The sequence below is a fragment of the Microbacterium sp. CCH5-D1 genome (assembly GCF_001557335.1).
GTDB classification, from domain to species: domain Bacteria; phylum Actinomycetota; class Actinomycetes; order Actinomycetales; family Microbacteriaceae; genus Microbacterium; species Microbacterium oxydans.
This window is the reverse complement of record NZ_LSJW01000111.1, coordinates 1-25,412: the sequence shown is the minus strand read 5'-3', so window position 1 is coordinate 25,412 and position 25,412 is coordinate 1. Positions and strand designations below refer to the sequence as shown.

22 protein-coding genes and 1 pseudogene are annotated in these 25,412 nt (G+C 68.3%); 4 read left to right on the top strand and 19 right to left on the bottom strand.

The features are described 5' to 3' along the window. Nucleotides 1-12 precede the first annotated feature (12 nt). The 8 genes from AX744_RS07325 to AX744_RS07290 all read right to left on the bottom strand — a co-directional run bounded on the left by AX744_RS07325 (nucleotide 13) and on the right by AX744_RS07290 (nucleotide 8,193). A complete protein-coding gene (locus tag AX744_RS07325) occupies nucleotides 13-942 on the bottom strand; it encodes a GNAT family N-acetyltransferase (protein ID WP_061016069.1) in 930 nt (309 codons plus the stop codon). Further along, a complete protein-coding gene (locus AX744_RS07320) occupies nucleotides 939-1,895 on the bottom strand; it encodes a Gfo/Idh/MocA family oxidoreductase (RefSeq protein WP_061016068.1) in 957 nt (318 codons plus the stop codon). The genes AX744_RS07325 and AX744_RS07320 overlap by 4 nt, the downstream gene beginning before the upstream one ends. After that, on the bottom strand, nucleotides 1,892-2,905 hold the full coding sequence (locus AX744_RS07315) for a hydroxyacid dehydrogenase (protein ID WP_061016066.1): 1,014 nt from the start codon (nucleotides 2,903-2,905) through the stop codon (nucleotides 1,892-1,894). The genes AX744_RS07320 and AX744_RS07315 overlap by 4 nt, the downstream gene beginning before the upstream one ends. After that, entirely contained in the window at nucleotides 2,902-3,987 is a 1,086-nt protein-coding gene (locus AX744_RS07310) for a dihydrodipicolinate synthase family protein (protein ID WP_046748132.1), read from the bottom strand. Before AX744_RS07310 ends, AX744_RS07315 begins: the two co-directional genes overlap by 4 nt. Then, the gene (locus tag AX744_RS07305; protein WP_061016064.1) at nucleotides 3,987-5,021 is read right to left on the bottom strand and encodes an NAD-dependent epimerase/dehydratase family protein; all 1,035 of its coding nucleotides are present in this window, start codon (nucleotides 5,019-5,021) and stop codon (nucleotides 3,987-3,989) included. Before AX744_RS07305 ends, AX744_RS07310 begins: the two co-directional genes overlap by 1 nt. A gap of 19 nt (nucleotides 5,022-5,040) precedes the next feature. Then, nucleotides 5,041-5,958, bottom strand: a complete 918-nt coding sequence (locus tag AX744_RS07300; protein WP_061016061.1) for a carbohydrate ABC transporter permease — start codon at nucleotides 5,956-5,958, stop codon at nucleotides 5,041-5,043. Further along, a complete protein-coding gene (locus AX744_RS07295; RefSeq protein WP_046748129.1) occupies nucleotides 5,955-6,860 on the bottom strand; it encodes a carbohydrate ABC transporter permease in 906 nt (301 codons plus the stop codon). The genes AX744_RS07300 and AX744_RS07295 overlap by 4 nt, the downstream gene beginning before the upstream one ends. Before the next feature lie 91 nt (nucleotides 6,861-6,951). Continuing rightward, nucleotides 6,952-8,193, bottom strand: a complete 1,242-nt coding sequence (locus AX744_RS07290) for an ABC transporter substrate-binding protein (RefSeq protein WP_058631078.1) — start codon at nucleotides 8,191-8,193, stop codon at nucleotides 6,952-6,954. Between the two features lie 201 nt (nucleotides 8,194-8,394). On the opposite strand from AX744_RS07290, the gene AX744_RS07285 reads away from it, so the two are divergent. From AX744_RS07285 to AX744_RS07270, 4 genes are all read left to right on the top strand, one after another. Continuing rightward, nucleotides 8,395-9,579: an ROK family transcriptional regulator gene (locus AX744_RS07285; protein ID WP_058631079.1), complete on the top strand. Its 1,185-nt coding sequence runs from the start codon at nucleotides 8,395-8,397 to the stop codon at nucleotides 9,577-9,579. Continuing rightward, a complete protein-coding gene (locus AX744_RS07280; RefSeq protein ID WP_061016059.1) occupies nucleotides 9,576-10,601 on the top strand; it encodes a Gfo/Idh/MocA family protein in 1,026 nt (341 codons plus the stop codon). The genes AX744_RS07285 and AX744_RS07280 overlap by 4 nt, the downstream gene beginning before the upstream one ends. After that, complete coding sequence (locus AX744_RS07275; protein WP_061016057.1) at nucleotides 10,598-11,623, top strand: Gfo/Idh/MocA family protein; 1,026 nt, start codon at nucleotides 10,598-10,600, stop codon at nucleotides 11,621-11,623. The genes AX744_RS07280 and AX744_RS07275 overlap by 4 nt, the downstream gene beginning before the upstream one ends. Before the next feature lie 444 nt (nucleotides 11,624-12,067). After that, nucleotides 12,068-13,072: a magnesium and cobalt transport protein CorA gene (locus tag AX744_RS07270; protein WP_045263009.1), complete on the top strand. Its 1,005-nt coding sequence runs from the start codon at nucleotides 12,068-12,070 to the stop codon at nucleotides 13,070-13,072. 351 nt (nucleotides 13,073-13,423) lie between these two features. On the opposite strand, the gene AX744_RS07265 is transcribed toward AX744_RS07270, so the two are convergent. From AX744_RS07265 to AX744_RS07215, 11 genes and pseudogenes are all read right to left on the bottom strand, one after another. Continuing rightward, nucleotides 13,424-15,601 (bottom strand): S8 family peptidase, encoded by a 2,178-nt coding sequence (locus AX744_RS07265; protein ID WP_061016055.1) that lies wholly within the window; start codon nucleotides 15,599-15,601, stop codon nucleotides 13,424-13,426. Between the two features lie 134 nt (nucleotides 15,602-15,735). Beyond that, on the bottom strand, nucleotides 15,736-16,071 hold the full coding sequence (locus AX744_RS07260) for a hypothetical protein (protein WP_061016053.1): 336 nt from the start codon (nucleotides 16,069-16,071) through the stop codon (nucleotides 15,736-15,738). Between the two features lie 85 nt (nucleotides 16,072-16,156). After that, nucleotides 16,157-16,687 (bottom strand): hypothetical protein, encoded by a 531-nt coding sequence (locus tag AX744_RS07255; RefSeq protein WP_061016051.1) that lies wholly within the window; start codon nucleotides 16,685-16,687, stop codon nucleotides 16,157-16,159. A 73-nt stretch (nucleotides 16,688-16,760) separates the two neighbouring features. Further along, complete coding sequence (locus AX744_RS07250) at nucleotides 16,761-18,119, bottom strand: glycosyltransferase family 2 protein (protein WP_061016049.1); 1,359 nt, start codon at nucleotides 18,117-18,119, stop codon at nucleotides 16,761-16,763. A 22-nt stretch (nucleotides 18,120-18,141) separates the two neighbouring features. Further along, on the bottom strand, nucleotides 18,142-18,783 hold the full coding sequence (locus AX744_RS07245) for an exosortase/archaeosortase family protein (RefSeq protein WP_061016047.1): 642 nt from the start codon (nucleotides 18,781-18,783) through the stop codon (nucleotides 18,142-18,144). 88 nt (nucleotides 18,784-18,871) lie between these two features. After that, complete coding sequence (locus tag AX744_RS07240) at nucleotides 18,872-20,614, bottom strand: DUF7927 domain-containing protein (protein WP_157543542.1); 1,743 nt, start codon at nucleotides 20,612-20,614, stop codon at nucleotides 18,872-18,874. Between the two features lie 34 nt (nucleotides 20,615-20,648). Next, nucleotides 20,649-21,314 (bottom strand): hypothetical protein, encoded by a 666-nt coding sequence (locus AX744_RS07235; RefSeq protein ID WP_061016043.1) that lies wholly within the window; start codon nucleotides 21,312-21,314, stop codon nucleotides 20,649-20,651. A 97-nt stretch (nucleotides 21,315-21,411) separates the two neighbouring features. Next, nucleotides 21,412-21,603, bottom strand: coding sequence for an LPXTG cell wall anchor domain-containing protein (locus AX744_RS07230; RefSeq protein WP_061016041.1), 192 nt, complete (start codon nucleotides 21,601-21,603; stop codon nucleotides 21,412-21,414). Next, nucleotides 21,603-22,748 (bottom strand): non-hydrolyzing UDP-N-acetylglucosamine 2-epimerase, encoded by a 1,146-nt coding sequence (gene wecB, locus AX744_RS07225; RefSeq protein WP_061016039.1) that lies wholly within the window; start codon nucleotides 22,746-22,748, stop codon nucleotides 21,603-21,605. Before wecB ends, AX744_RS07230 begins: the two co-directional genes overlap by 1 nt. Before the next feature lie 58 nt (nucleotides 22,749-22,806). After that, nucleotides 22,807-24,939, bottom strand: a complete 2,133-nt coding sequence (locus tag AX744_RS07220) for a DUF11 domain-containing protein (RefSeq protein WP_197429176.1) — start codon at nucleotides 24,937-24,939, stop codon at nucleotides 22,807-22,809. Between the two features lie 107 nt (nucleotides 24,940-25,046). After that, nucleotides 25,047-25,412 (bottom strand): annotated as a pseudogene (locus AX744_RS07215) (hypothetical protein); the annotation flags it as partial.

Genomic DNA, 25,412 nt, shown 5'->3' with positions numbered 1-25,412 from the left:
CGAGCGGGTCGCTCAGAAGTAGTCGCCCGCCGTGAAGTGACGGATGCCGTCCAGCCGGGCCGTGCGTCGCAGCGGACGGATCATGCCGGTGCGGTCGTCCTGCCGCACGGCCTGCGGTGCGAAGGCATGAAGCGTGGACTCCTCTTCGGGCAGCGCAGGGACGGCGAGGTCACACGACGACACCCCGGCGAGCGCCCAGTCCGCGGCGACGGCGGAGAGCAGGTCGTCGCGCACACGCTCGGAATCCGGGAGCACCGCACTCTCCAGCAGCACGCCGACGCCCCCTCGATGCTCGGCGATCACGTAGCCGAGCACGGTCGAACCCTCGACGCGGCGATACAGCGTCGCACCCCGCATCCGCACCTCCGCCATCGCCGCGTCGCGGTCGCTGCGCACCGGCGCGAGGACCACCCGCCCGGCACGCGAGCGCTCGTAGACGTCACGCAGCGAACGGAAGCTCCCGAGTCCGACCGTCTCGCGCTCGACGTGTCCCTCGACGTTTTCCTCGTGCTTGCGGGGCATGGGGGCACTCCAGGGACCGGTCAGGGTCCGTGCCATGGCGAACGTCTCGAAGCCGCTGGAGCGATACACCTCCGGGGTACCCGTGAAGAGCAGCGCCCACTCGGCATCGCCCGCGGTCTCCAGCGTCGCGGCCACGAGACGGCGCGCGAGCCCCTGCCCTCTGGCACGCCCGGCGACCGCGACACTGCCGATCGCGTGCACGTGCGCCACACCGCCGTCGTCCTCCCGCAGCCGCTTGGGCAGACCGTAGATGGATCCGCAGACCCCTCGATCGTCCTCGGCCACGAAGGTGTGCGCCAGCCGATCATCATCGATCAGCCACTGGTCGGGCGCCAGCGGCGGTGTGAACACGGTCGCCCACAGCGCCGTCAGGGCGGACTGGTCCTCTGCGCAGGCGGCGCGGATCCTCTGGGCGCTCATGCCTGACCTCTCGCGATGTCGGCGGCGTGGATCGTGTTCGCCACGACCGCCCGCGCGCCGGTCCAGGGAGCGACTGTCGCACCGTGTGCGGCCGCGTCGAGCAGCGCCCGGATCAGGCCGTGGAACCCGAGCTCCGTGTTCGCGTCGTCGACGTCGAGCGCGAGCGCGCGGATCCCGTCGGCGGTCACGACCTCCAGCGTGTAGGCGTCCGGCCCGGGAGTCCCGGTGACGAGCACCTGCACCGGCACGTCACGCTGCGCACCGGGAACCCGCAGCAGGCCGTCGATGCCTGCCGCATCCTCCGACACCGCGCTCGATCCCCGCCGCACACGGGTCCATCCGGATCCCGACACCAGGGTCGCCCCCGGCAGCAGCACGTCGACCATCTCCCAGGCATGCACGCCGACCGTCACCGCGGTACCCCCACCCTGCTGCGGATCGTCCTGCCAGGAGCGGGCGGGCACCCGGAAGCCCGCGTTGTCGTGCTGGGCGTGCACACGGAGCGCGAGCACGTCGTCGAGCGTCTGCAGGAAGGGCGCGACCTCCGCGGCAAGGGCGGAGAGCGCGGGGGCGAAGCGCAGCACCGAGCTGGTGCCCACCGCGACGGACGATGCCGCGAGAGCACGGTCGACCTCGGCGAGCTGAGCCTCCGTCGCCGCGATCACCTTGTTCACGAACACCGGAGCGACCCCGCCGCCGAGAGACTGCAGGAAAGGCGCGACCTCATGCGGGCGCGGCGTCGCGATGACGAGGTCCGGTCGCAGCACCGCCAGCTCCTCGAGCGAGGCCACCACCACCCCACCGAACCGCGCCGCGAACTCTCCTGCGGCAGCGGTGTCCGCATCGTGCACGCCGACCACCTCGGCCCCGAGCGCTCGCACGTTGGCGGCGTCGGTGTACGGGTGCGAATGCGCGAGTCCGGCGAAGGCCACACGCAGCGGCGTGCCGCTCATGCCATCGAAGACAGCTGGTCGCGGGTGATGGTGTGCGCGAGGGGACGCCCCGCGGCGAAGGCCTCGACCTCGTCGACGACGATCCGTCCCTGACGCAGCCGCCCCTGGTGCGTGCCCGCCGCGCGATGCGGGGTGACCAGCACCCCGGGCAGCGTCCGGAACGGACTGTCCGCGGCGAACGGCTCCTCGTCGAACACGTCGATCGCCGCGCTGAGCCGCCCGCGTCGGAGCTCGTCGAGCAGCGCGGTCTCGTCGACCAGCCAGGAGCGCGCGGTGTTGACCAGCCCCGCGCCGTCGCGCATCGACGCCAGCTCGCGGCGACCGATCATGTGGTGGGTCTCCGGCAGCGTCGGGGCGTGCACGGCGACGATCTGCGCGCGGCGCAGGGCATCGTCGAGCGGCACGAGCTCTGCGCCGAGAGCAGCAGCCTCCGAAGCGGCGAGCGTCGGGTCGACCAGCAGCGGTTCGGCCCCGAGCGCGCGGATGAGTTCGAGGTAGGCCCGCCCGGTACGCGAAGCCCCGATGACCGCGATGGGCGTGCCGAGGATCTCGCGCTGCACCCCGACCGCCGCCGCGTCGTACCAACCGTCGCCGGCGCGCAGGGCGTTGTGCATCTCGGGCACGCGGTGCAGCAGCGCGAGCGTGAAGGTGAGCGACACCTCGGCCACCGGTCGCGCCATCCCCGCGCCGGCCTGCGTCACCACGACACCGCGGTCGAACAGCTCATCGGTCGCGAAGGGCTTGATCGTGGCCCCCGTGTGCGCGATCAGTTCGAGCTTCGGCAGAGCCGAGAGCACTGCGGCGTCGAAGGGCCCGACACCCCAGCTCGTGATCACGATGCGCGCATCGTCGAGTTCGGCCTCGGCGAGACGATCGACGCGCGCGAGAGAACCACCGAGACGAGCGGCGACCGCGCCCAGACGCTCGGCATCCGCCGACGAGAAGAACTCCGCGAAGAGTTCTTCCGAGACGACCGCGACCACGGCCGGTGCGCTCGCCGCGGCGTTCATCGCAGCCAGTCCTCGAGGTTCTCGGCGATGAAGGCGTCGTCGTTCAGGGCCGGGTATGCCCGACGCACGCGGGCGATCTCCTCGGCCTGCCCCGGCGAGAGCCCCTCGGCGGGGTCGAGGCACCAGATCCCCTCGAGCAGCCCCTGCTGACGCAGCATCTCGTGCACGCCCGCGATCACGCCGTGGAAGTCGTTGCCCGGATCGAACACCGCCTGATTCACGTCGACCATGTCGGAGGCGACGAGCCCGAGCTCGCGATAGGCCTCGGCGTCGCCGGCCATGGCCCGCTGCGCACGGTCGAGCAGCGCGACCGCCGCCCGCGTGCCGACCGCCCACTGGCCCAGAAGCCCGCCGACGAACCGCAGGGTGCGGGGTCCGTCGGGCGAGTCCACGTGGAACTCGGAGAGCAGATCCGCCACGATGGCGTCGTCGTTGCCGGTGTAGAGCGCGATCTCGTCGGCACGGCCGGAGGCAGCCACCCCGCGCACGAGCTCGAGCGTGCGGTAGCGATCGAACGGGGCGGCCTTGACCGCCACCACCGAGGGGATCGCGGCGAACTCGCACCAGAAGTCGCGGTCGAGCACCGGGCCGCCGATCGCGGTCTGCAGGTAGAAGCCGACCAGCGGCAGCACCTCGCCGACAGCGCGGGCGCGCTCGAGCAGTGCGCGCTCGTCGGCCCCGGCGACGCGCGGGCTCACCAGCACGGCGTCGTAGCCGAGCGATCGCGCCAGCTCCGCCTCGGCCACCGCCTGGGCGGTGTCGCCGGCCACCCCGGCGATGCGGACGAGGGTCGCATCGTCTCGGGCGTCCATCTCCTCCGCGGCCAGCTCGAGCACGGGCTCGAAGAGCGCGTGCTCCGGGTCGCGGATCTCGAACTGCGTCGTGTGCACGCCGACCGCGAGACCACCGGCTCCCGCATCGAGGTAGTAGCGCGAGAGCGCCCGCTGACGCTGCTCGTCGAGGGCGCGATCAGCCGTGAGCGCCAGCGGGTGCGCGGGGATCACCGCACCGCGGGCGAGGGTCGCCGCGGCCTCGGGGCGCAGCGACGGCACGGTCGCGGTGCGTTCGGCAGAACCGGCCATCAGAACTTCCCGTCCCGCACGGCCCACTTGGTCGGCTTGGCGATCATCGGCAGGCCCTTCTCGATCCAGTCGGCCTGCATCCCGATCAGCGTCTCGGCGGACACGGCCGGGTAGCCGAACAGGGCCATGCACCGGCGCGCGTCGCTGAGCAGCGCGGTCGACTGGGGGTCGTCCACGATCTCGACCTCGCGGTCGAACAGCGTGCCGAAACGGCGGGCGATCGACTCGACGCTCAGCAGCTCCGGGCCGGTGAGGTTGATCGTGAACGGCGCGGTCGACGCGTGCACGAGGCTGCGCAGCACGACCTCGTTCGCGTAGGCCTGCCAGATCACGTTGACGTTCGCGGTGGCCACCGAGACCGGCTGCCCGGCGTGCACGGCACTGCCGATGTCGGCGAGCACCCCGTAACGCAGGTCGACCGCGTAGTTCAGGCGGATGATCGCGACCTTGGTGCCGCGCTCCTGCGCTCCGAACTCGAACACGCGCTCACGGCCGAGGCACGACTGTGCGTACTCGCCGATCGGTGCGGGCTGCACCTCTTCGGATGCTCCGCCGGACGACGCCGGCAGGAACGGGTAGACGTTGCCGGTGGAGAGCACCGAGATCGCGCTGTCGCGATAGCGGCGGGCGACGCGGTCGGGCAGGGCGGCGTTGACCTCCCATGCCCAGGAGGCGTTGGTCGCTGCACCGAACTTCGCACCGACCATGAACACCACGTTGGGGGCGTCCGGCAGGGAGGAGAAGTCATCGTTCTCGATCAGGTCGAACGAGACGACCTTCACTCCCGCGGTCTCCAGGCGCTCGCGGATCGCGGCATCGCCGAAGCGGGAGACCGCGTAGACCGCGTCGCCCTTCCGTCCGGCGGCATCCATCCCGCGGCGAGCGAGCATGGCCAGAGTCGGGCCCATCTTGCCGCCCGCCCCCAGGATCACGAGGTCGCCCGCCCCGCGCGCGAGGTCGGCGATCAGGCCGGCACTCGGTGTCGCGAGCGCCTCCTCGAGCTCCGCCTCGGATGAGAAAGTGTGCTGAGTCATGTGGTGCTTTCCCTTCTTCTCAGCCCTTGATGCCCGTACCGGCCACGCCCTCCTGCACGTACCGCTGAGCGATGAGGTACGCGAGGAAGATGGGCAGCAGCGCCACGACCGAACCGGCGAGCATGGTGCTCAGCGGAACGTTCTGCTGCTGCAGCGACGAGATGCCGACGGTGAGTGTGAACATCGCGTTGGACTTCGCGATGATGAGCGGCCACAGGAAGTCGTTCCAGTGCCACAGGAAGACGAAGATGCCGAGCGTCGCGAGGATCGGCTTGCACAGCGGCAGCACGATCCGCAGGAAGATGCGGAACTCGCCGGCGCCGTCGATGCGGGCGGCCTCGAACAGCTCGTCCGGGAGCCCCGAGATGAACTGCCGCATCAGGAACACGGCCTGCGCGTTGGCGAGCGAAGGCAGGATGAGGCCCCAGTAGGTGTCGACACCGCCGAGGTTCGCCATCAGGATGAACGTCGGGATGAGGGTCACGTGGAACGGCACCATCACCATGGCGAGGAACGACCAGAACATCACCTCTTTGCCGCGGAACCGCTTCTTGGCGAAGGCGTAGCCGGCGAGCGCCGACAGGAACAGCACCGCGACGACCGAGACAAGGGAGTAGATGAGGGTGTTGCCGAGCCATCCGAGGATGTTCTGCCCCGCGAGCACCTGCTCGTAGGCGTCGAACGAGATGTCCTGGAAGGGCAGCAGCGAACCGGGGAGATCGACCACCATGCCGGGCTTCAGGCTCAGCACGACCATGGCGTAGAACGGGAAGAAGCTGAGGATCCCCGCCAGGCTCAGCCAGATCCATCGTCCGACGATCCCCCACCCCGTCGGCTGGAGCGCACGATACGCCCGGCGCTGCTTCGACGACGTCTTGGCCGGCTTCGGGGTCGTGGACGTCTCGGTCGGCGTCGGCGGCTGCATCAGAGCGGTCATTTCTGCTTTCCGATCACCAGGCGCTGGATGAGCGCGACGACGAGGGTCATGATGAACAGGGCCACGCCGATCGCGGCCGCGTAGCCGTAGTCGAAGTAGCGGAAGCCCTGGTCGTAGAGCATGTAAACGAGCGAGTAGCTGGCGTTCGCCGGCCCGCCCTGAGTCATCACGTAGATGACGTCGAACACCTGGAAGGCGGCGGTCGTCTCGATCACCGCGAGGAAGAAGAAGGTCGGCCGCAGCACCGGAAGGATCACGTAGCGGAAGCGCTGCCAGGCGTTCGCGCCGTCCATCAGAGCGGCTTCCTCGAGCTCGCGCGGCACGTCCTGCAGCGCGGCGATGAGGATCATCATCCCGTAGCCGAACCGCGACCAGACGCCGACGACGACGATGGCGGGGATCACGAGCACGGTGCTGCCGAGCCAGGAGCCGCCGAGCCCCAGCGGAGTCATCAGCGCGGACCACGGCCCGTTGGCGGAGAAGATCCAGACGAAGATCGACCCGGCGAGCACGAGCGAGGTGATGACGGGGAGGAAGAAGATCGAGCGGAAGAAGCGCGCGCCCCGGAAGGCCCGACGCACGCCGAGGGCCATGACGGTGGAGAGCACAAGCGCGATCGGCACGGCGAACACCGTATAGATCAGTGTGGTACCCATGGCCCGCCAGAACAGCGGATCGGCGATCATGCGCTGGAAGTGGTCGAGACCCCGCCAGGAGATCTCGCCGGTGATGTCGTAGTCGAAGAAGCTCAGTGCCACACCGGCGATGCTGGGGCCGAAGCGGAAGGCGATGAACAGGAGGAAGGCGGGGAGCACGAACAGGAACGCGATCCGCGCCTCGCGTCGTGCGATCAGCCTCGTCACCCGCCCTGCGGGCTTCTTCGCCGTGGTTGCCGTGGTCATCAGTGCTACCTCACGTGGGGAGAGGGACAGGGTGCGGGGGCATGCGGAGTTCGGGTTCCGCATGCCCCCGGTCGACTACTTTCTCGATCGACTACTTCTTGATCAGAGGAGCCGCAGCCGTCGCGGCATCCTTCAGTGCGTCCTCGGGAGACTTGTCGCCGAGGAGGGCGGCCTGGATCTCGGGGGCGAGCACACCCATCAGCGCGCGGGACGAGGCGTTGAGCTCACCCACGGTGGTGTCCGGGACGTACTTCTCCACCTCGCCGAGCAGCGGGTCATCCGCGTACAGAGGCTCGGTGGTGCTGAGCGCCGAGAAGTAGCCGGCTGCCTTCAGGTAGGGCTCGACGACGTCCGCACCGGTGGCGTACTCGACGAACTTGGCCGCCGCGTCCTGCGCCTTGGAGCCCTTGAGCACCGAGAGCGAGCCGACCGTGCCGTAGGCCACGGACTCCTTCTCGGTCAGCGGCGCCAGCACCTTGACGTTCTCCTCGCCCCAGAACGGCACGACCTCGTTGACCGCGTTGTTCCAGGTGCAGGCAACCTTGCCCTGAGCGACCGCGGTCTGCTCCAGCGGCACGTTCGTGGTGAGCGCCTCGGGGTCGAGCGCACCAGCCTCTGCCAGGTCGGTGAGGAAGGTGAGCGCCTGCACGCCCTCCTTGCTGTCGAAGCCGACGTCGCCGTCCTTGGTGTAGACCTCGCCACCGGCCTGCCACAGCAGCGGGTAGTACGTGAGGTTCAGGGTGTTCTCGGCCGATGCCGGGTAGTTCAGGGCGTACATGCCCTTCTCCGTGAACTTCGGCGCCATCGCGGTGATGTCGTCCCAGGTCTCGGGGTACTCCGTGACACCGGCGGCCTCGAAGGCGGCGGTGTTGCAGATGAGGGGCTGGGCGCTGGTGAGGATGGGCGCGCCGAGGATGTCGCCGTCGAGCGTGACCGACTTCTTCACGTTCGGCAGCAGGTCGTCCTGTCGCTCCCGGCTCAGCAGATCGTTGAGCGGAGCGATCGACTTCTGGTACGCCGCGAGCTGGTCGGGGATCAGGTAGACGACGTCGGGCCCCTTGCCTGCGGCGATCGCCGTCTGCAGCGCCTCGTCGCGGTTGGCCCACGGGAAGATCTCGTACTTCACGTTGACGTTCTCGTTCTGCTTCTCGAAGTCGGCGATCGTCGAGTCCCAGAAGTCCTTGTGCACCGCCTCGTCGGCGATGACCGGGTAGAGCCAGACCGTGATGTCCTGCTCACCCTCTGCGGTGTTGCCTCCGCCGGCCGAACATCCGGCCAACAGGGTGGCGGCCGCGAATCCCGCGACGACGCCGGTGATCTTGCTGACGCGCATGGTGCTCCTTTGCTTATACCGTGCTGAGTACGGTTCATTATGACACTGCAATGGGATAATTCGTCAAGTACAAGTTCTCAGGCCCGTGTTTCAGCGGTGTTTCCGGTTCGAGAACAACAAAGCTTGATCTGAGAATTCGGTGTGCTAATTTGATCGCACCCGACGTTGATCGCAACGAAGCCGGAGAAGAGGGGGCAGCACATGGCCGTGACAGGTCCGCTTTCGATCGTTGCTCGATCCGCACTGCAGCTGCGTGATTCCGGCCCCGCCACCGTCAACGATCTGTCTCGTTCCCTCGAGATCTCGCGCACCTCCGTCGAGAATGCCGTGACTGCCCTGACCGACTCCGGTCTGATCGTCGACGCCCCCGCGCAGAATGCCGGCGGCGCGGGTCGGCCGGCCCGCCGCTACTCGTTCCACGCCGCCGCCGGAACCGTCGTCGGCGTCGACATCGGCGTCGCGAGCGTGCGGGTCGTGCTGGCCGACCTGGCCGGACACGTGATCGCGCAGCGCAGCTTCCCCGGCGTGGCCGAGCGGCCCGATGGCGCGTCCAAGCTGGCTGCCGTGATCGAGGACGTGCGGGGTACGCTCTCCGCGGTCTCGATCCCGGGATCAAAGGTCCGCGCGGTCGGCGTCTCGCTTCCCGGCATCGTCGACGACACGGGGCGCGTCACCACCTCGGTCGTCATCCCCGAGTGGTCGGGCATCGATATCGGCTCCCAGCTGCGCCAGGCGTTCGGCTGCCCCGTCGCGGTGGACAACGGCGTTCGTCTCGCGGCCGTCGCCGAGCATCACCTCGGCGTCGCGCAGCTCGTCGACGACGTCATCTACCTGTCGGTCGGCAATCGCATCGCGATGGGACTGATCCTCGGCGGACGCCCGCGCCGCGGAATCCACAACGCTGCGGGCGACATCGGCCGCCTCGCCTTCCGGGGACTGAACACCGAGACGGGCCAGATCACGTGGCGCACCGCCCCGACCGCTGCCGAGGTCTTCGCGAAGGCGCGCGGCGGTGACGCGGCCGCACAGCAGGAGCTCGACGGATTCATCGGCGAGCTCGCCCATGGCATCGCGACCCTGATCATGACGGTCGACCCGGCCATGATCGTGATCGGCGGTGGACTCTCGGCCGCGCATGAGCAGCTGCTCGACCCCCTGCGCGCGGCACTGCCCGGCCACCTCGGCCTGCCGTTCCAGGTGCCGATCGCGGAAGCGCGCCTGGGCGCCGAAGCCGCCGCCCACGGAGCGGTCGTGCACGCGTTCCAGCGGCTCGCCGCCGAGATCTACGGCATCGAGGACATGCCGGCTCCGCCGATCACCCCCCTGCGGGTCGCACCTTCGGAAGCCGCTGACCCGACCGACGAGACAACCGAGGAGAAGCAGTGAGCACGTTGAAGGTCGGACTCATCGGCGCGGGCGGGATCTCCCGCGTGCACGCCGACGCCTGGCGGGCGCTCGGGGTGGAAGGCTACGTCACCTCGCTTGTCGGAGCAGAGGAGATCGCCGCGGAGTACGGGTTCGAGCTCGTCGACGATGTCGACACCCTCATCGGCCTGGTCGACATCGTCGACATCGTGACCCCGAGCAGCACGCATGCCGACTTCGCTCTGCGCGCCATCGCCCGCGGGCTCGACGTGATCTGCGAGAAGCCGCTCGCGGAGACGGCTGAGATCGCAGCGACCGTCGCCCGCGCCGCCGAGGAAGCGGGCGTGCGCTTGTTCCCCGCCCATGTCGTTCGGTACATGGGCGAGTACGCCCAGATCAAGGCGGGCATCGACGCCGGTCGGATCGGCACGCTCGCCGTGCAGCGGTTCAGTCGGGCAGGCTCCGCCCCGCAGACCCCGTGGTTCTTCTCGGAGCGCGCGGGCGGCGGTGTCATCCGCGACCTGATGATCCACGACATCGACCAGGCGGTCTGGTTCGCCGGACCCGTCGAGTCGGTCTACGCGGTGCAGAACCCGCCGACCGTCGACGACCGCGTGCCCGCACCGGTCACTGCACACGTCGTGCTCACGCACCGCAGCGGCGTCATCAGTCACATCCACGGCAGCTGGGTCGCGCCGGGTATGCCGTTCCGCACGAGCGTCGAGGTCGCGGGGTCGGAGGGCCGCCTGCGCTACGACAGCGCCGAGGACAACGCGCTGCGCACCGACGCCGTGCTTCCCGAAGCCGGCACCGACTACCTGCCGCCGATGTCGCCGCAGGAGAGCCCGTACTTCGCCGAGATCGCCGACTTCGTGGCCGCCCTGCGCGAGGGGCGCGACGCCAGGGTCAGCCCGGCGGACGGAATCGAGGCTGTCGCCGTCGCCGAGGGCGCGTACGCCTCGATCGCCTCCGGCGCCCCGGTCGCTCTGACCGTCACCACTCCCACATCATCTGCACGCACGGCCGAGGAGGCCACTCGATGACCGCCACCACCCCGCTGCGGATCGCCGTCCTCTCGTTCGCGCACACGCACGCTCTGAGCTACGTCCACGCGCTCAACGCGATGCCCGGCGTCGAGCTGATCACCGCCGACCCCGACGGTGCCACGGCGCCCGACGACGCACCCCGAGGAGCGACGCTGGCGGCGGAGCTCGGTGTCGCCTACGTCGAGACCTACGACGAGGCCTTCGCCTGGAAACCCGATGCGGTCGTGATCGCCGCGGAGAACTCCCGACACCGCGCCCTCGTCGAGCGCGCGGCCGCCGCCGGGGTGCACGTGCTGTGCGAGAAGCCCCTGGCCACGACGGTCGAGGATGCGATCGCGATGCGCGAGGCGTGCGAGCGTGCCGGTGTGATCCTGATGGTCGCCTATCCGGTGCGGTTCGCCCCGAGCGTGCGCGACGCGATCGCCGAGCTGCGCAGCGGACGCCTCGGCACGGTGCTGGGCGTCACCGGGATCAACAACGGCAAGCTTCCGCAGGACCGGACCTGGTTCACGGATCCGGAGCTGGCGGGGGGCGGCGCACTCGTCGACCATGTCGTGCACTGCGCCGATCTGCTCGACGAGCTGCTCGGCGAACGTGCCCAGTCCGTCCGCGCCGTGTCGAACGGGATCCTGCATGCGGAGCGCGACCTCGAGGTCGAGACCGGCGGCCTGGTGACGATCCAGTACCCGAGTGGGGTCATCGCCACGATCGACTGCTCCTGGAGCTGGCCGATGAGCTCGGCCACCTGGGGTGGACTCACCCTGCAGGTGATCGCCGAGCGCGGCACCGTGACCGTCAGTCCCTTCGCCAAGGGCGTCGCCGGGCACGATGCGCACGGCGAGACATGGAACCCTGTGGGCGCCGACCTCGACGCGCTCCTGCTCGACGAGTTCGTGCACGCCGTGCGCCAGGGACGCCAGCCGCAGCCCGACGCCGGCGTGGGCATCCGTACCGTCGAGATCGCCAAGGCCGCCCAGGCTTCGGCAGCTCGCGGCGGCGAGGTCGTCACGCTCGTCTGATCCACCGAAGCTCCGACCATCGTCCATCGACCCTGGACAAAGGTCGCCATACGGTGTTGACTGAACCGGGCCGCACGCCCGATCACCCGACTGCGGTCGGGGCGCCGCGAGTCGGCAGATCAGGATCCGCCTTCGACCCGAACGAAGGCGGATCCTGATAGCCGGCGGGTCGAGGCAGCCCCAGCGGGGCCGGCGCTCAGCATCGAGGAGTATGCTGACCCCTTGGGTCGTTCGGCCCGACGAGTCCCGAAAGGTGGTGATGGCGATGTCCGGTGATAGTTACGACGCCGCCTTCGCTGCGTCGAGACTCCCTGCGCTAGCGCGTTGACCCTCTGGTCCGCTTTCGCACGTCCTTCCCCGCAGCCGTCGGCGGCGTCATCCGCCCCCTGACGAACCGCGCACGGAGCTCTCCGCTGCCGTGCGCCTGCGAGAACGGAGCCGATCATGGCCCTCATCGACAACGGCGTGTACGTCCACGGACGTCGCGTGGAGACCCCCAAGAACCTGGACGAGACCTACCGGATGCTGGACGCCGCCGGAGGCATCGCGTGGATCGGCCTGTACCGACCCAGCCCGGAAGAAGTGGCGTCCGTCGCTCGCGAGTTCGACCTGCATCCGCTGGCCGTCGAGGACGCCCTGTCCGGCCACCAGCGGTCGAAGGTGGAGCGCTACGGCGACACCCTGTTCGCCGTCCTCCGCCCCGCCCGGTACCGCGACAAGGAGGAGTCGATCGAGTTCGGCGAGCTGCACCTGTTCGTGGGCCCCGATTTCGTGGTGACGATCCGGCACGCCGAGTCCCCGAACCTCGCCGCCGTGCGCGCCCGCATGGAGGCGAACCCCGAGCTGCTCGCGATGGGACCGGAGGCCGTGCTCTACGCGATCCTCGACGAGGTCGTCGACGGGTACGAGCCGATCGTGGCAGGGCTGCTGAACGACATCGACGAGATCGAGGACCAGCTCTTCGGCGACGGCGACGACGACAGCGCGCTCTCCCGCCGCATCTACGAGCTGTCCCGCGAGGTGATCAACTTCCAGCGGGCGGTGCATCCGCTGAACGGCATGCTGGAGTGGCTGCGTCGGGGCTCTGCGAAGTACCGCATCGATGAGGAGCTGCAGCGCTCCCTGCGCGATGTGCTCGACCACACGATCCGTGTCAACGAGAAGATCGACTCGTTCCGGGCGATCCTGGAGAACGCGCTGACCGTGCACTCCGCACTGGTCGCCCGGCGTCAGACCGAGGCCGGGTTGGCGCAGAACGACGAGATCAAGAAGATCTCCTCGTGGGCCGCGATCATCTTCGCCCCGACGCTGGTCGGCACCGTGTACGGGATGAACTTCGACGTGATGCCCGAGCTGCACTGGGCCTTCGGCTATCCGATGGCCATCGGCGCGATGCTCGCCTTCGCGGTCGGCCTGTTCGGGGTGTTCAAGTACAAGAAGTGGCTCTGACACGGGCATCGCTCATCGTTGGCGGCGGGTGCGGGCGAGGTCCGACGACCGACCGTAAGAACTTCACCCGTTCGTCGTCTTGCTCGTGCCACGCTTGCTCGGCGCGTCGACAGGATGGGGATCCGTCACGCAGGCGGACGGTGAAGCCACCCGGCTCACCATCTGGTCCGCAATCAAGCACGCGGCTGCGGCGGGGATCTTCCCGGACCCGTCGCAGCCGCACTCTCCACGGGGAGTGACCCGGTGATCCTCATACGCATCGCAAGGCAAGACCGTGATCCACGGCTCCACTGATCCCTCCGCTGGCACAGGAACATGCAGACAGTGGACCGGTCTTCGCCCGTGCACGCGCTACTTCACGACGATCACCGGGAACGACAGGTCACCGGCGCCGGCACTCACCGGGATCTGCAGCTGAACCTTCTGCGCCGAATCGAGCGTGAGCTTCCAACGCAGGCCCCTGTCGGTGCGCTCGACCTCGCCTGTCGAGGGCACCGGGACCTCGAAGCCGTCGTAGTCGGCGAGGTCGATGTCCACCACGGCCTCCCCGCCCGACGCCCCTGCGTTCGTGAGGTCGAGGAGGATCAGGCTGTCCTCAGCGCCCACCTGCGGGGCGATCTGCACCGAGTACGACATCGCCGACGCTGTATGGACGGAGAACTTCGTTGGGGCTGTCACGGCCGACATGTCCGATCCGACGAACGTGCGCGCGGTCAGCTCATAATCCCCTTGCGGAAGTGATGCAGTGGTCGACCACCGACCGTCCATGCCTACCTGCACGAACCGGACGAACGGGGTGAGTTCGCCGACGAAAACGTGCACTCGGACCAGGGAACCGGGAACACCGGTGCCCGAAATCTTCGTGCTCTTGGCGTAGACCGTCCCTCCGGCGACCGGAGCGACCACAGTCGGCGTCGCCGGTGATTCATGGATGATGACCGGGGCCGACGCGCTTCCGCCCGTGAGGGTGGCCTCCCCCAGGGGTGCGTCCGCGGGAACGTCGAAGACGGTGGCGAAGCGACCGGCACCGTCGGTACGCACCTGCTCGACAGCGCCGCCGATCTTCAGGTCGACGGTGGTGTTCGCCGGGTATCCGCTGCCGTTGACGCGGAACGGCTGCCCGGTGAGGGCGACCTTCGAGTAGACGCCGACCGCCGGAGTCGAGCTTGCTCCGGCGTCGACGAGTCCTGCCCCGACCCGGTCCGCGCTGAGCCCAGCGAGCGGATCCGCTGTGTCCGTGATGCGCTGGCTCAACTCGTCCGGCGTGAGACCTGGAGTCTCCGAGAGGATGCGGGCGGCGACCCCGGCCACGTGCGGGGACGCCATCGAGGTCCCAGGAAACAGTGCGTAGACGGTGCCGTCCTCCTGGCGCGGCACAGCCGACCAGAGGACACCGGGCGCGGTGACTGTGACCTTGCCCGCACCGTAGTTCGAGAATCCCGCACGCACGATCGCGCCCGTCGCCTCGTCTTGATCCGCGGCAGCGACGGCGATGACACCCGGCAGCGCGCCAGGTGCCTGAAGACAGGAGGAGTTCACCGGCCGAGGCTCGAGCGTCCCGTCGTTCGGACTCATCTCATCCGTGCTCATGGTGGCGAGGTCCTGACCCTCATTACCGACCGCGGCGACGTTCAGCACGCCCTGGTCGTGGGAGTAGGCGTACGCGCGACGGAGCGCTTCGAGAGCCGCACCCTGTGAGTCGACATCAGCGCACCAGAGGTACCAGGGGTCGACGTAGTAGCTGTGGTTCACGATCGGGATGTCGTGGTCAGCAGCCCACATGGTCGCGCAGATGCTGGCCTCCGGGTAGATGTGGCCGTCGTCGTTGACGACCTTGATCGAGGCGACGCGCGCGTCAGGGGCGACGCCGACGATGCCGGTGCCGTTCGCCGCTCCCGCCACGCTGCCGGCCACGTGCGTGCCGTGCGCGCTCGCGCCGTCGGTTCCCGGCTGCCACGCCTCCGGTCTCGTGTCCGGTACGCCGTTGACGGTGCAGCCGACGGACAACGCCGGGTCGATCTGGCCGGCGAGGTCCGGATGTCCGGTATCGATGCCGCTGTCGGCGATGCCTACCACCACTCCCTTCCCCGACGGTGACGTCGCCCCGATGGCGACGGTGTTCCACGCGGTGCCCTCGGCCGGCATCGTCGTCGGCTCCGTCGTGTCGCCGGCGATCGGTGGCCCGGGTGCGGTCGGCGTGTCCGGATCGGTCGACGTTCGGGTCGGGCCAACGGACTGGACCCAGGCGAGACTCTCGAGCTGAGTGGGGAAGTCGCCGTCGGGTGCGCGGGCGACCGTCACCCCGATCTCGGGATAGGTGATCAACAGCTCCCCGCCGGCTCCTTCGATGGCCGACCGCAGCACATCCGCGCTCGGCGCTTCTGGTCTCGTGTTCACCACCCAATTCAGTGCGGACTGCTCCGCGACTGCGGCGACGGGCACGACGGCCGTCAGCGCGGCGCTCATCGCGAGTGCCGCGCCGACGGCGAGGACTGCACAGGTGCTGCGGACGATCACGCGGCTGGTCATTCAGGTCTGCCTTTCCGCAACGCTCGACGGAACACCGTCGAATCGAGTTCTCTCCTGCGTACAGGAGTGAAAGGTCGCGGCACCATTACGCGATCCGTTTGCGATCGGCGCGTTCCGCCTGCGGGCGTTGAGTCCTACTCCCGGCGGAATATCCCCATCAATGCGGGTAGAGCGACCATGCCCACCAGCCAGAACGCCGCGCCCCAGATCACACCATCGGCGATGAACGGCAACCACTCGTATTCGGTCGGATAGGCGATGCCCGTTCGACCGGTCAGGCGCAGAACCACCTCTGCCGGATAGGTGGCGAAAGGGTTGGACGAATGGTCCTGCGAGACCCACGGAAGAGGGAAGCCGAAGGGGACGGATGTGAGGTCGGCGTCGGACCTCACGGGGATCCGCTGGACCGTGGTCACCCACCAGGCGACGGCGAACCCCGCAACGATCGCGCCCAGCACGGACAGCACCACGCGTGCTGCTCCCCCGACACGATACGGAGAAGACGCAGCAGAACGAGGATCCGCGGTCATCAGCAGGAGGCCGGCACTCAGCAGATCAGCTGTCGGAGCGGCTGATCTCGTCGAGCAGGTCGTCGAGGGTGTCGAAGTCGATCGTCTCCGAGCCGTCGAGGTCGCGCACCTCGACGCCGTCGACCTCGAAGTCCTCGTCGAGTTGCACGAGGATGCGCGACTCGGGGAACTGCTTCGGCGCGAGGAAGGCGAGAAGCACCGCGTCGGCGAACACGACGACCGAGGTGGCCTCGAGATCATCGCGCAGGTCGATCTGTTCCGCGACGGGCTCGTCGTCGACGGCATCCTCGATGTCGGCGACGATCTCGTCGATCACCGAGCGCCACCGAGACTCCCCGACCGAGAGGGTGCGGGCGACTGCCGCGACCAGCGCCTCATGATCCACGTCATCGCTCTGGACGTCCTCCAGCTCCGGATCGACGTTCACGTTGACGGTCGTACCGGCGGCGTCGATGATCGCGCGCCCGTACACCAGCCCGTTCTCGGCGATCGGGTCCTCGAGCAGTCCGCTCTCGACGATGCGGGCCAGGAGAGTGTCGAGTGCAGGCGAAGTCATGCCTCCAGTCTTTCGCATCTCGCTCGTGCGGGGGCTGCGAGCCGTGAGTTCGCCGGAACGGGCGTCCCCCGCATCACACCTCGACGGCGACCGAGCCCCCGACGACGACGTGCGCTTCCGCATTACGTCGCGTCTTCGCCCAGCCGTTCTTCCGGCGCATGATGCGCAGGAAGGCCCGCGCGATGCAGATGTACATGTAATAGACGTAGAGCCAGACACCCAGCCCCCACATCAGGGCCGTGAACCAGCTGGCCTGCGGCTCGCAGCGCACCTTGTAGACGAAGCCCCAGACAGCGAAGGGGGCGATCGAGAACACCGAGAGAAGTCCGACGAGGCCCAGGACGCTGCCGAGCGCGAACTGCACCTGAGCGGGATCCTGGATCAACAGCGAAACCTGCGCACCCACCAGGATCGTGAATGACAGCGCGCCGAGCATCTGCAGGAAGGGGAGGACGAGGTAGTAGCTGGTCTCGATCACACCCGCGCTGTCGACATGAGGAGACTTCACCACTTCGCCGATGTACTTCACGCACTGGATGTTGCCCTGCGCCCAGCGCGTGCGCTGTGTGAGGAGGCGGCGGATGGACGGGAGCGCCTCCTGGTTCACATGGGTGTCGTAGACGTGCTTGACCTGGAAACCGGCGAGCACGACGTGCACGCCCAACTCGTAATCCTCCAGGAGAGCTCCGTGCCATGGTTCGCCGAACTTCTCGCCGATCGCGTCGAGAACCGACAGCCGCGTGAACTGTCCGTTCCCCCCGAGCCCCACGGTTCCCGTCTTCGCGCGCAGCGACTGCATCGCTGCGATGGTCGTGCGGAATTCGAGGTCCTGCATGCGCAGCAGGAAGCGGGCGAAGGTGTTCGCGAACCGGCCACTGTTCGGGTAGGGCTTCTTGTCGTCGCGGTTCTTCATCCACACCGCGATCTGCGCCGCACCGACCGCGGGATCGCCGAAGGTGTCCTCCGCCGAGCAGATCTCCAGGGCGTTGGGCTCCATCTCGCCGTCGGCATCGATCACGACGACGACGATCCGTTCATGGTCGGCGTCTTCGGGCAGCCAGCTCAGCAGCTGGTGGTAGGCCGCATTGAGGGCGTCGCCTTTGCCGGTGCGGGCTTGCGGACGGCGGCGCTGCACCAGGTGCACGTGCGAGTCCTCTGCGGCCCACCGCGAGACGATCGCCGAGGTGGCGTCTTCGCTGTCGTCGTCGATCACCCAGGTGTGCGCACCGGGGAAGTCCCGACGGGCGCGCGAGATGGTGGTGTCGATGACCGCCTCCTCGTCGCGGCACGGGATGAAGAAGTGCCATTCGAAGTCGGCGGGGTCCCCCGGGATCGCCTTCGGGTACCGGAGGTACGGAACGAGGATGAAGACGACGTAGGTGACGAAGGCGACGCCGAGAAGAATCGTGAAGGCGTTGAGTATGGAGAGCATGGAACGGCCTTTCAGGTTCGCGTCAGAGCGCGCCGTTTCGGTGGTAGCGAGGCCCCTCGGTCTCTTCCGGCACGACGCGGCGACGGCGACGCGGCCGCACGCCGACGATGAGCAACAGGGCGGCGAGCCCGAGCGCATAGCCGATGATGCCGACGACGGAACCGACGAAGACATGGCTGATCTCATAACCGGGGTCGAGACCCCAGGTCTGCGTCGACCATCCGATGATCACGAGCCGGAGGAGGTTGACGACGAAGATGATGGCCCACATCGCCAGGATCCCGAGCACACTGCGACTCCATGGCACTCGCGTGCTGGCGAGGATGACCGCGCCGACGACCGTCAGGGGAACGCCGATCAGCAGCGTGGTGCACTCGACGGTGACGCGAAGGGCGATGAGCTCATGCTCGGGCGTCCGCACGAAGTAGTGCTCGGCGATGGGAAGACGCTGACCCTCGACGAAGGGGGAGAGAGCCCAGGTCGCAGCAGAGGCTTCGAAAGAGCGGAACGCCTCGTTGACCCAGACGAGGGCCAGCACCGCGAGGATCAACAGCAACGCCGCGAGGATTCGAGCGGCGCGGTCCCCCTTCGGCCCCCCGAGCGCGAACCGCACAGGAGGTCGGAGTTCTCTTCGCGGGTCTTCGACGATCGTGCTGCTGGCCATGACTACCTCTCACTGCGGGTGGTGCAAAACGGGGCGAGGAGAGGACCGCCCTGGAAGGACGGCCCTCTCCTGTTCGCCGGGGCGCGCCTTAGCGGGCGCTCCCGTAATAGGTGACACCGGGGAAGGCGACGCCGTCTCCGTTGCCGTTCCAGACACCGGTGAAGGTGATCACGACGGTCTGGCCGGACGCCAGCGGACCCTTCCAGTCGATGGTGTTGCCACTGACCACGACGGTGCCGCTGTTGGCCGTGACGCTGGACGGGTTCCAGGTGGAATCATCCAGCACGCCGGCGAGGGCGTACTCGATCTCCGCATTCGCCGAGTCGACGTTGCCGTTGTTGCCGAACTCCATCCGGTACGTGACCGCCTGACCCGGCTGCGGGTCGGTCGGGTTCGAGTTGAACGTGTACTGGAAGAACTCGCGCTTGACGGTGTCGGTGTCGGTTGCGCAGACGTTCGCTGCGTTCGACGCGACGGCGCACGCCTGGTTGGACAATGCACCCGGCGCTGCCGACTGGTTGACCTTGGCGTTCACCTTGAGCGTGACCGACTGCCCTGCGGCGAGGTCGCCGAGGTCGGCGGTCACGTTGCGCCCGGAAGCCGTGACCGTGATGCCGGCAGGACCGCTGCCCGACACGAAGTCGAGACCGGCCGGGAGCGGATCGCTGACCACGACGCTCTTGGCAGCACCGTCACCGGTGTTCCGCACCACGATGTCGTACGTCAGGTTCTGACCCAGCTTGACGTCACCCTGCTGGTCGTCCTTGGTGATCGTCAAGACGGGCTTGGTCTGCTTGTCGATGGTCGTGTCGTCCCCGTCGCACGCCTGGTTGGACGAGGTCGCGACGGCACAGGCGTTGTTGCGCAGGTTGCCGAGCGGAGTCGACGTCCCGACCGTCGCCTTCACCGTCAGAGTCGACGAGGCTCCGGGAGCGAGCGACGGGATCGTGCCGCGCACCTGCTGTCCGGAGACCGTGACCTGACCCGAGGTACCCGCCGTGTAGGACGCGGTGATACCGGTCAGACCGGCGGGCAGATCGTCGCTGATGGCGACGTTCGTCCCCGCCGCATCGCCGGAGTTCTTGACGACGATGTCGTAGGAGAGCTGGTCGCCGATGACAGCCGCGTCGCGGTGGTCGTTCTTGTCGACGGTCAGCACGGGCTTGGTGGGCTTGTCCACATCGATGTCGATGCTGTGCAGGTCGCTCGGCACCTTGGTCCACGTGGGGATCAGGCCGAGGAAGGCACCCTTCGACCGCATCGTGACCTGGAACACGACCCTGGAGACCGTGCCATTGACCCGCACGGTTCCGCTCTTCGACGCGAAGTTGGTGGACGTGATGGTGTTCGAGGTGACGTCGAGGTCTCCGGACGTCGAGCTCAGTGTCACGCCGGAGGTCGTCAGCGTGTACTTGGCGGAGCTGTTCACGACACCGCCGAGGGCGTAGACGTCGCCACCGAGCTTGTCGAGCTTGATCTTCGGGTTCGTCACCTGCTGACCGAAGTCGACCACGACGTTGCCGCGGACGCACTCGATGCCGTTCTTGCAGGGAAAGTCCTCGTGGAAACCGATCACGTTCAGCCCCAGCTCACCGCCGTCGCGGACGGTGGCGAGGTTGACGACATCACCGGAGCTCTTCACCTGGATCTTGTCGGTGGTGGTGATCTTGGCAGTGGCGCCGGCCGCGGATGCGGTGCGGGTGTCGCCCGAACCGGTCCAGCCGTTGACGTCTGCGGCCGTGGCAGCCGGGGCCGCCGCGAGGGCGCCCACCGCCAAAGCGGCGAGCAACCCCCCGGCCAGCGCACCCCGGAGGATGGATTTCTTTTTCACTGTGGTTTCTTCCTCTTGAGTGAGCCGAGCGCGGTCAGTCGGTGGCCGTGGAACGACGGCGCAGAGCGAGCGCGCCGAGCGCGCCGACCCCGATCACACCGGCGCTGGCGAGTCCGACACCGGCATCGATCACCGGCACCGGAGGGCGCTGCGCGAACTGGTGCGCATAGTTGTAGGTGAAACGGACGTCGTCCGTGAACACTCCGCCGGTGTAGACGACTTTGGCGCTGTTGGTGATCGTCGGCCCCCAGTAGTCGTCGGCCACCGTGAACGACGCCATCGGCTGCACGATCCGCGTGCCACCGTCATGCGCCACGTTGAAGGTCCACACGACGTTGGAACCGACCAGCGCACCGCCCTCGGTCGCCGAGGCGAACGTGGTGTTCGCCGGCACCGGAAGGATCACCTTGTAGACGCCGTCGATCTGCTCGTCGTTGACGAGCTGCACGACGGCACCTTCCTTGATCTCCGACCCGGGAGTCACCCCGGTGGCAGCCGTCTGTGTGGCACGACCGAGGTAGCCGCGGACCAGCTGGGGAGAGCTGACCCTTTCCGTTCCGCTGGTGCTGGTGGTCGTCGTCGACGAATCCGGCGTGACCGGCTGGTCGTCGGCCATGGCCACCTGCCCACCGAGCACTGTGCCTCCCACGATCAGCAGGCCGATGCCGGCGGTGCAGGCAGTCTTGAGGATGCTCTTCATCTCGAGCCCCTTCCTTCCATTTGAGTGACGCGCAGAGTGCATCGCCGCCGATAGGACCGCGGATCGAACGTTCGATTACGCCCGCACGGGAAACGCCTCAACGGCATGGCCGGCGTCGATCCCGCCCGACGGGGGCGGCCCTGCGCAGCACGCGCCGACGGACGGTGAGCAACGCTCCAGCTCCCATGGCTGCCGCACCCACGATGACCCAGGTGAGCACCGAATCCGGACCGGTCATCGCGAGGAGGCCGACGGCGGCGAGAGGCGTGGTGAGATCGCTGCTGTACATCAGGACTCCTCTGCGGCGAGGCGGACGACGGAATGGATGTGCGTGGCGATGCGTGCCGTGGCCTTGCCATCACCGAACGGCGACGGCAAGGCGCTCAGCTTCTCCAGGGTCCCCTCGACATCGGCGAGCACAGCCGCCGCCTCGCTCGCGAGCGTCTGAGGTGTGACGAGCTTCGTGAACGATCCCAGCGCCTCAGGGCGTTCCGTCGAATCGCGCACGACGAGCACCGGTCGCCCGAGCACCGTGGCCTCCTCCTGGATGCCGCCGGAGTCGGATACCAGCACTGCCGCGTGTGCGGCGAGGGCGAGGAAGCGCTCATAGCTGTACGGCTCCTCGGCGATCAGGGCGTCGAGGAGATGCTCCGCGTCCAGTGAGGTGAGCATCGCCCGCGTTCGAGGATGCACGGGGAAGACGACGGGCCACCCGGAAGCGGCGATCTCGTTGAACGCGTGCAGGGTCGAGATGAGGTTGGCCGGGGTGTCCACGTTCTCCTGACGATGCAGGGTCGCGAGCACGTAGCGGTCGGGGTGGACCCCGAGCCTGACGAGCTCGTCGACGTCCGCGGCGACGTCGGAACGCTGCATGCGAACCGCCTCGACCACGGGGTTGCCGGTGACGAGGATGCGCTCGTCCTCGATTCCCTCCTCGAGGAGATTGGCCCGGTTGGTCTCGGTCGCGGCGAAGAGGTCATCGGAGATGTGGTCGACCATCACCCTGTTGTGCTCCTCCGGCATGCGACGATCCCGCGCCCGGAGGCCGGCCTCCACGTGCCCCAGTCGCACTCCCGCCGCGTTCGCGGCGAGCGCGGCGGCGAAGGTCGCGTTCGTGTCGCCCTGGACGACGACGTATTTCGGGTCGAGCTGGGTGATCGCCTGTGCGATCTGCTCGGCTGCTCGGCCGATCTGCGCAGCGCGTGGGAGTCCGCCGACATGCAGCTGGAGATCGACGCGCTTGATACCGCACGCCTGCAGGAAGACACGGGACATGCCGGGGTCGTAGTGCTGGCCGGTGTGGACGATGTAGGCGGCGTCGCCGAGGCTTCGCACCAGAGGGGCGAGCTTCACGATCTCAGGACGGGTGCCGAACACGACCATCACCGAGGATTTCGGAAGCTCAGCGGACGAAAGGAAGGAAGAGGATGTCATTTCTGGGTACTCCGATCAGCCCCCGGGGATTTCCCGGGGACGACGTGTGTGAGGGGATCTAGCGGTTGGACCTGCGGCGCACACCGACGACGATGAGGAACGCCCCACCGGCGAGGAGGATGATCGCAGGGACGGCCAGCGCGAAGGTCGCACCGGTCTGGGCAAGAGCGGCCGGAGCCGGAGTGACCGTGGTGACGGCGCACGACCACGAGGGGTCATCCGCACACGCATGCACTGCGGTCAGCGGAGGCAGTGCCGGCAGCTCGGACAGGTCGGCATTCTCAGGAACAGGCATGCCCGCCTGCCTCGCCGCGCTGCGGAGGGATTCGTTCATGACCTCGTCGTAGGCGACCGTGGCGCGGTTGACGATCTTCCCGTTCTGGGTTGCCGGAACCTGAGCCCGGAGGCTCATCGTCGCCGACTGGCCAGGAAGGATCTCCTCCACCATCCACCCGACGCGGTCCTTGACGGCGACGCCGCCCGTCGAGGCGGAGATGAACCGCGTCCCCTCCGGGAGGTCGTCGACGACCGGGATCTGCGTCGCGGTGCCAGGACCGGTGTTCACGACCGTGATCGTGTAGTCGAGGATCGCGCCGGACTGCGCGGCGGCCTGCGCCACCGTCTTGCTGATCTCCAGAGAAGCGAGCGCGGGGACCGCCGTCACCGCACATGCCTGCGCGACGTCGTCGACGCAGGGCGTGAGGATCGTCGGATCGGGCGTGCCCGCCGGGACTCCCGCCGGGTTCTGCACCGTGGCCCTGTTCACCAGCTGCACCTCGTCGAGTCCGCCCGGGGTGGTCCCGACGACGTGCAGCTCGACCTGGCCTCCTGCCGGCACCTCGGCCACCGTCCAGCGGACGGTGTCGTCCTCGATCACACCGCCCTGGTCGGCGGAGACCTCTGTCAGCACGGCCGGAAGCTGATCGACCACCGGCACATCCTTGGCGGGGGCGACGCCCGAATTCGCGACCACGACCGTGTAGGTGAGGGCTTCACCGTGGCCGGCGACCTGCTTGTCGACGACTTTCGAGAGCGAGAGCGCCGGCAGCGCGGCCACGACGGTGGTGGCACATGCCGCGGATGGATCGTCGGTGCACGGGGTGGTGCTCGTCGGAGCCGGGGTGCCCGCAGGCGAGTCGACGGGGTTCTCCACCCCGGCGCGGTTCACGAGGGTGGCGCCCGCACTGGAGGGATCGACGGTTCCCGTGACATGCAGCCGGCTCTCGCCGCCCGCCGCGATCCTGTCGATCGTCCATGCGATCGTGGAGCCCTCGATCGTGCCGCCCTGGTCGGCCGACACGGTGGTGAGGCCACTCGGAAGCACGTCCGTGACGGGAACCTGGCGAGCCTCGGCATCACCGGTGTTCTTGACGGTCACGGTGTACTCGAGCTGCTCACCCGGCACCGCAGCACCCTTGTCCACGATCTTGGACACGGACAGCGCAGCGTACGTCGGCTCAGGGGTAGGAGTCGGGGTCGGCGTGGGAGTCGCGGTCGCGGTGACACCGAAGGCGTACCCGTCGGTGAATCCGGACTGAGTGCCACCGAGTGCGAAGCGCGCGACGTCGAACACGATCTCGGTGATCTGCTTTCCCGTCACCGTGAAGCTTCCGCACCCACCGGGCTTGCTCGCCGCAGTGCACTTGATCGCGGCGTCTCCCCGGTAGTAGCCGTCCCCTCCATCGGTGAATGTCGCTCCGCGAGAGACGGCGGCACTCGATGCGCCGCCGTCAGCGGAGGAGAAACGGATGCCATCGGCGGCCGCAAACCCGCCATCGAGTGGGTTCGCGGATGCAGTTCCGGCACCGAACTCGGCGATGTGGATGGCCGGGTCGTCGACCGGTCGGTCGAAGCGGACGGTGATCTGACCTTCCCCACACCGCTTCGACGAGCCGCAGTCGTTCTTCGAGTGGATACCGACGACAGGAAGATCCTTCGTCGACACTCCCCCGGCGTACATCGCATCGGTTCCGCTCCACGCGCTGAGGGACTTGCCGTCATCGGCGAACACACGATCACCCCCACCGGAGATCGTGGCAGTCGCCACGGTGCCATCGGCGAGGGTGAAGGTCGCGGTCTTGGCGTCTTTGACGCTGGCGGATCCTGCGGCTGCGGCGGGGAGTGCCGTCGTCGCGACGGCGCCCAGTGCGAGCAGGAGTCCGAGCATGAGCGTGCCCGATCTTTTCCACATGCGGTTTGGTTCCAATCTGATTCCCGGTCGTCCGATCGCGCACTCGTCAGAGTGCCGGACAGATACTGGACGGTTGTGAAACACATCCATTACGCGTGCGCACGAAATCAATCGAGGATGGTCACCTGGGCCGAGGCGCTCCCGGAAACCCCGGCGATGTTCGACTGCACGAAGTCGAACGTGATCACGGTTCCGGCCGCCACCGGATAGGAACCGACATCGACGCTCGCCTGCCAGGTGCCGCTACTCAAGCAGGTGCCGACCGCGGCCGTGACCCCGAAAGCCGAGACGGTGACATCGGCACCGGCCTCGCAGCGGATGCTCGCCGAGACCACCTGCGTCCGTGAGACCTGGGAGGGGATGGACAGGATCACCGGAGGGCCGGGCGTCTGCGCCACGGGTGGAGCGGGCGCAGCAGGAGGCGGTTGCGGTGCCTGGGCGGGAGTAGAGGTCTCCGGGACGGGGACGGGGAC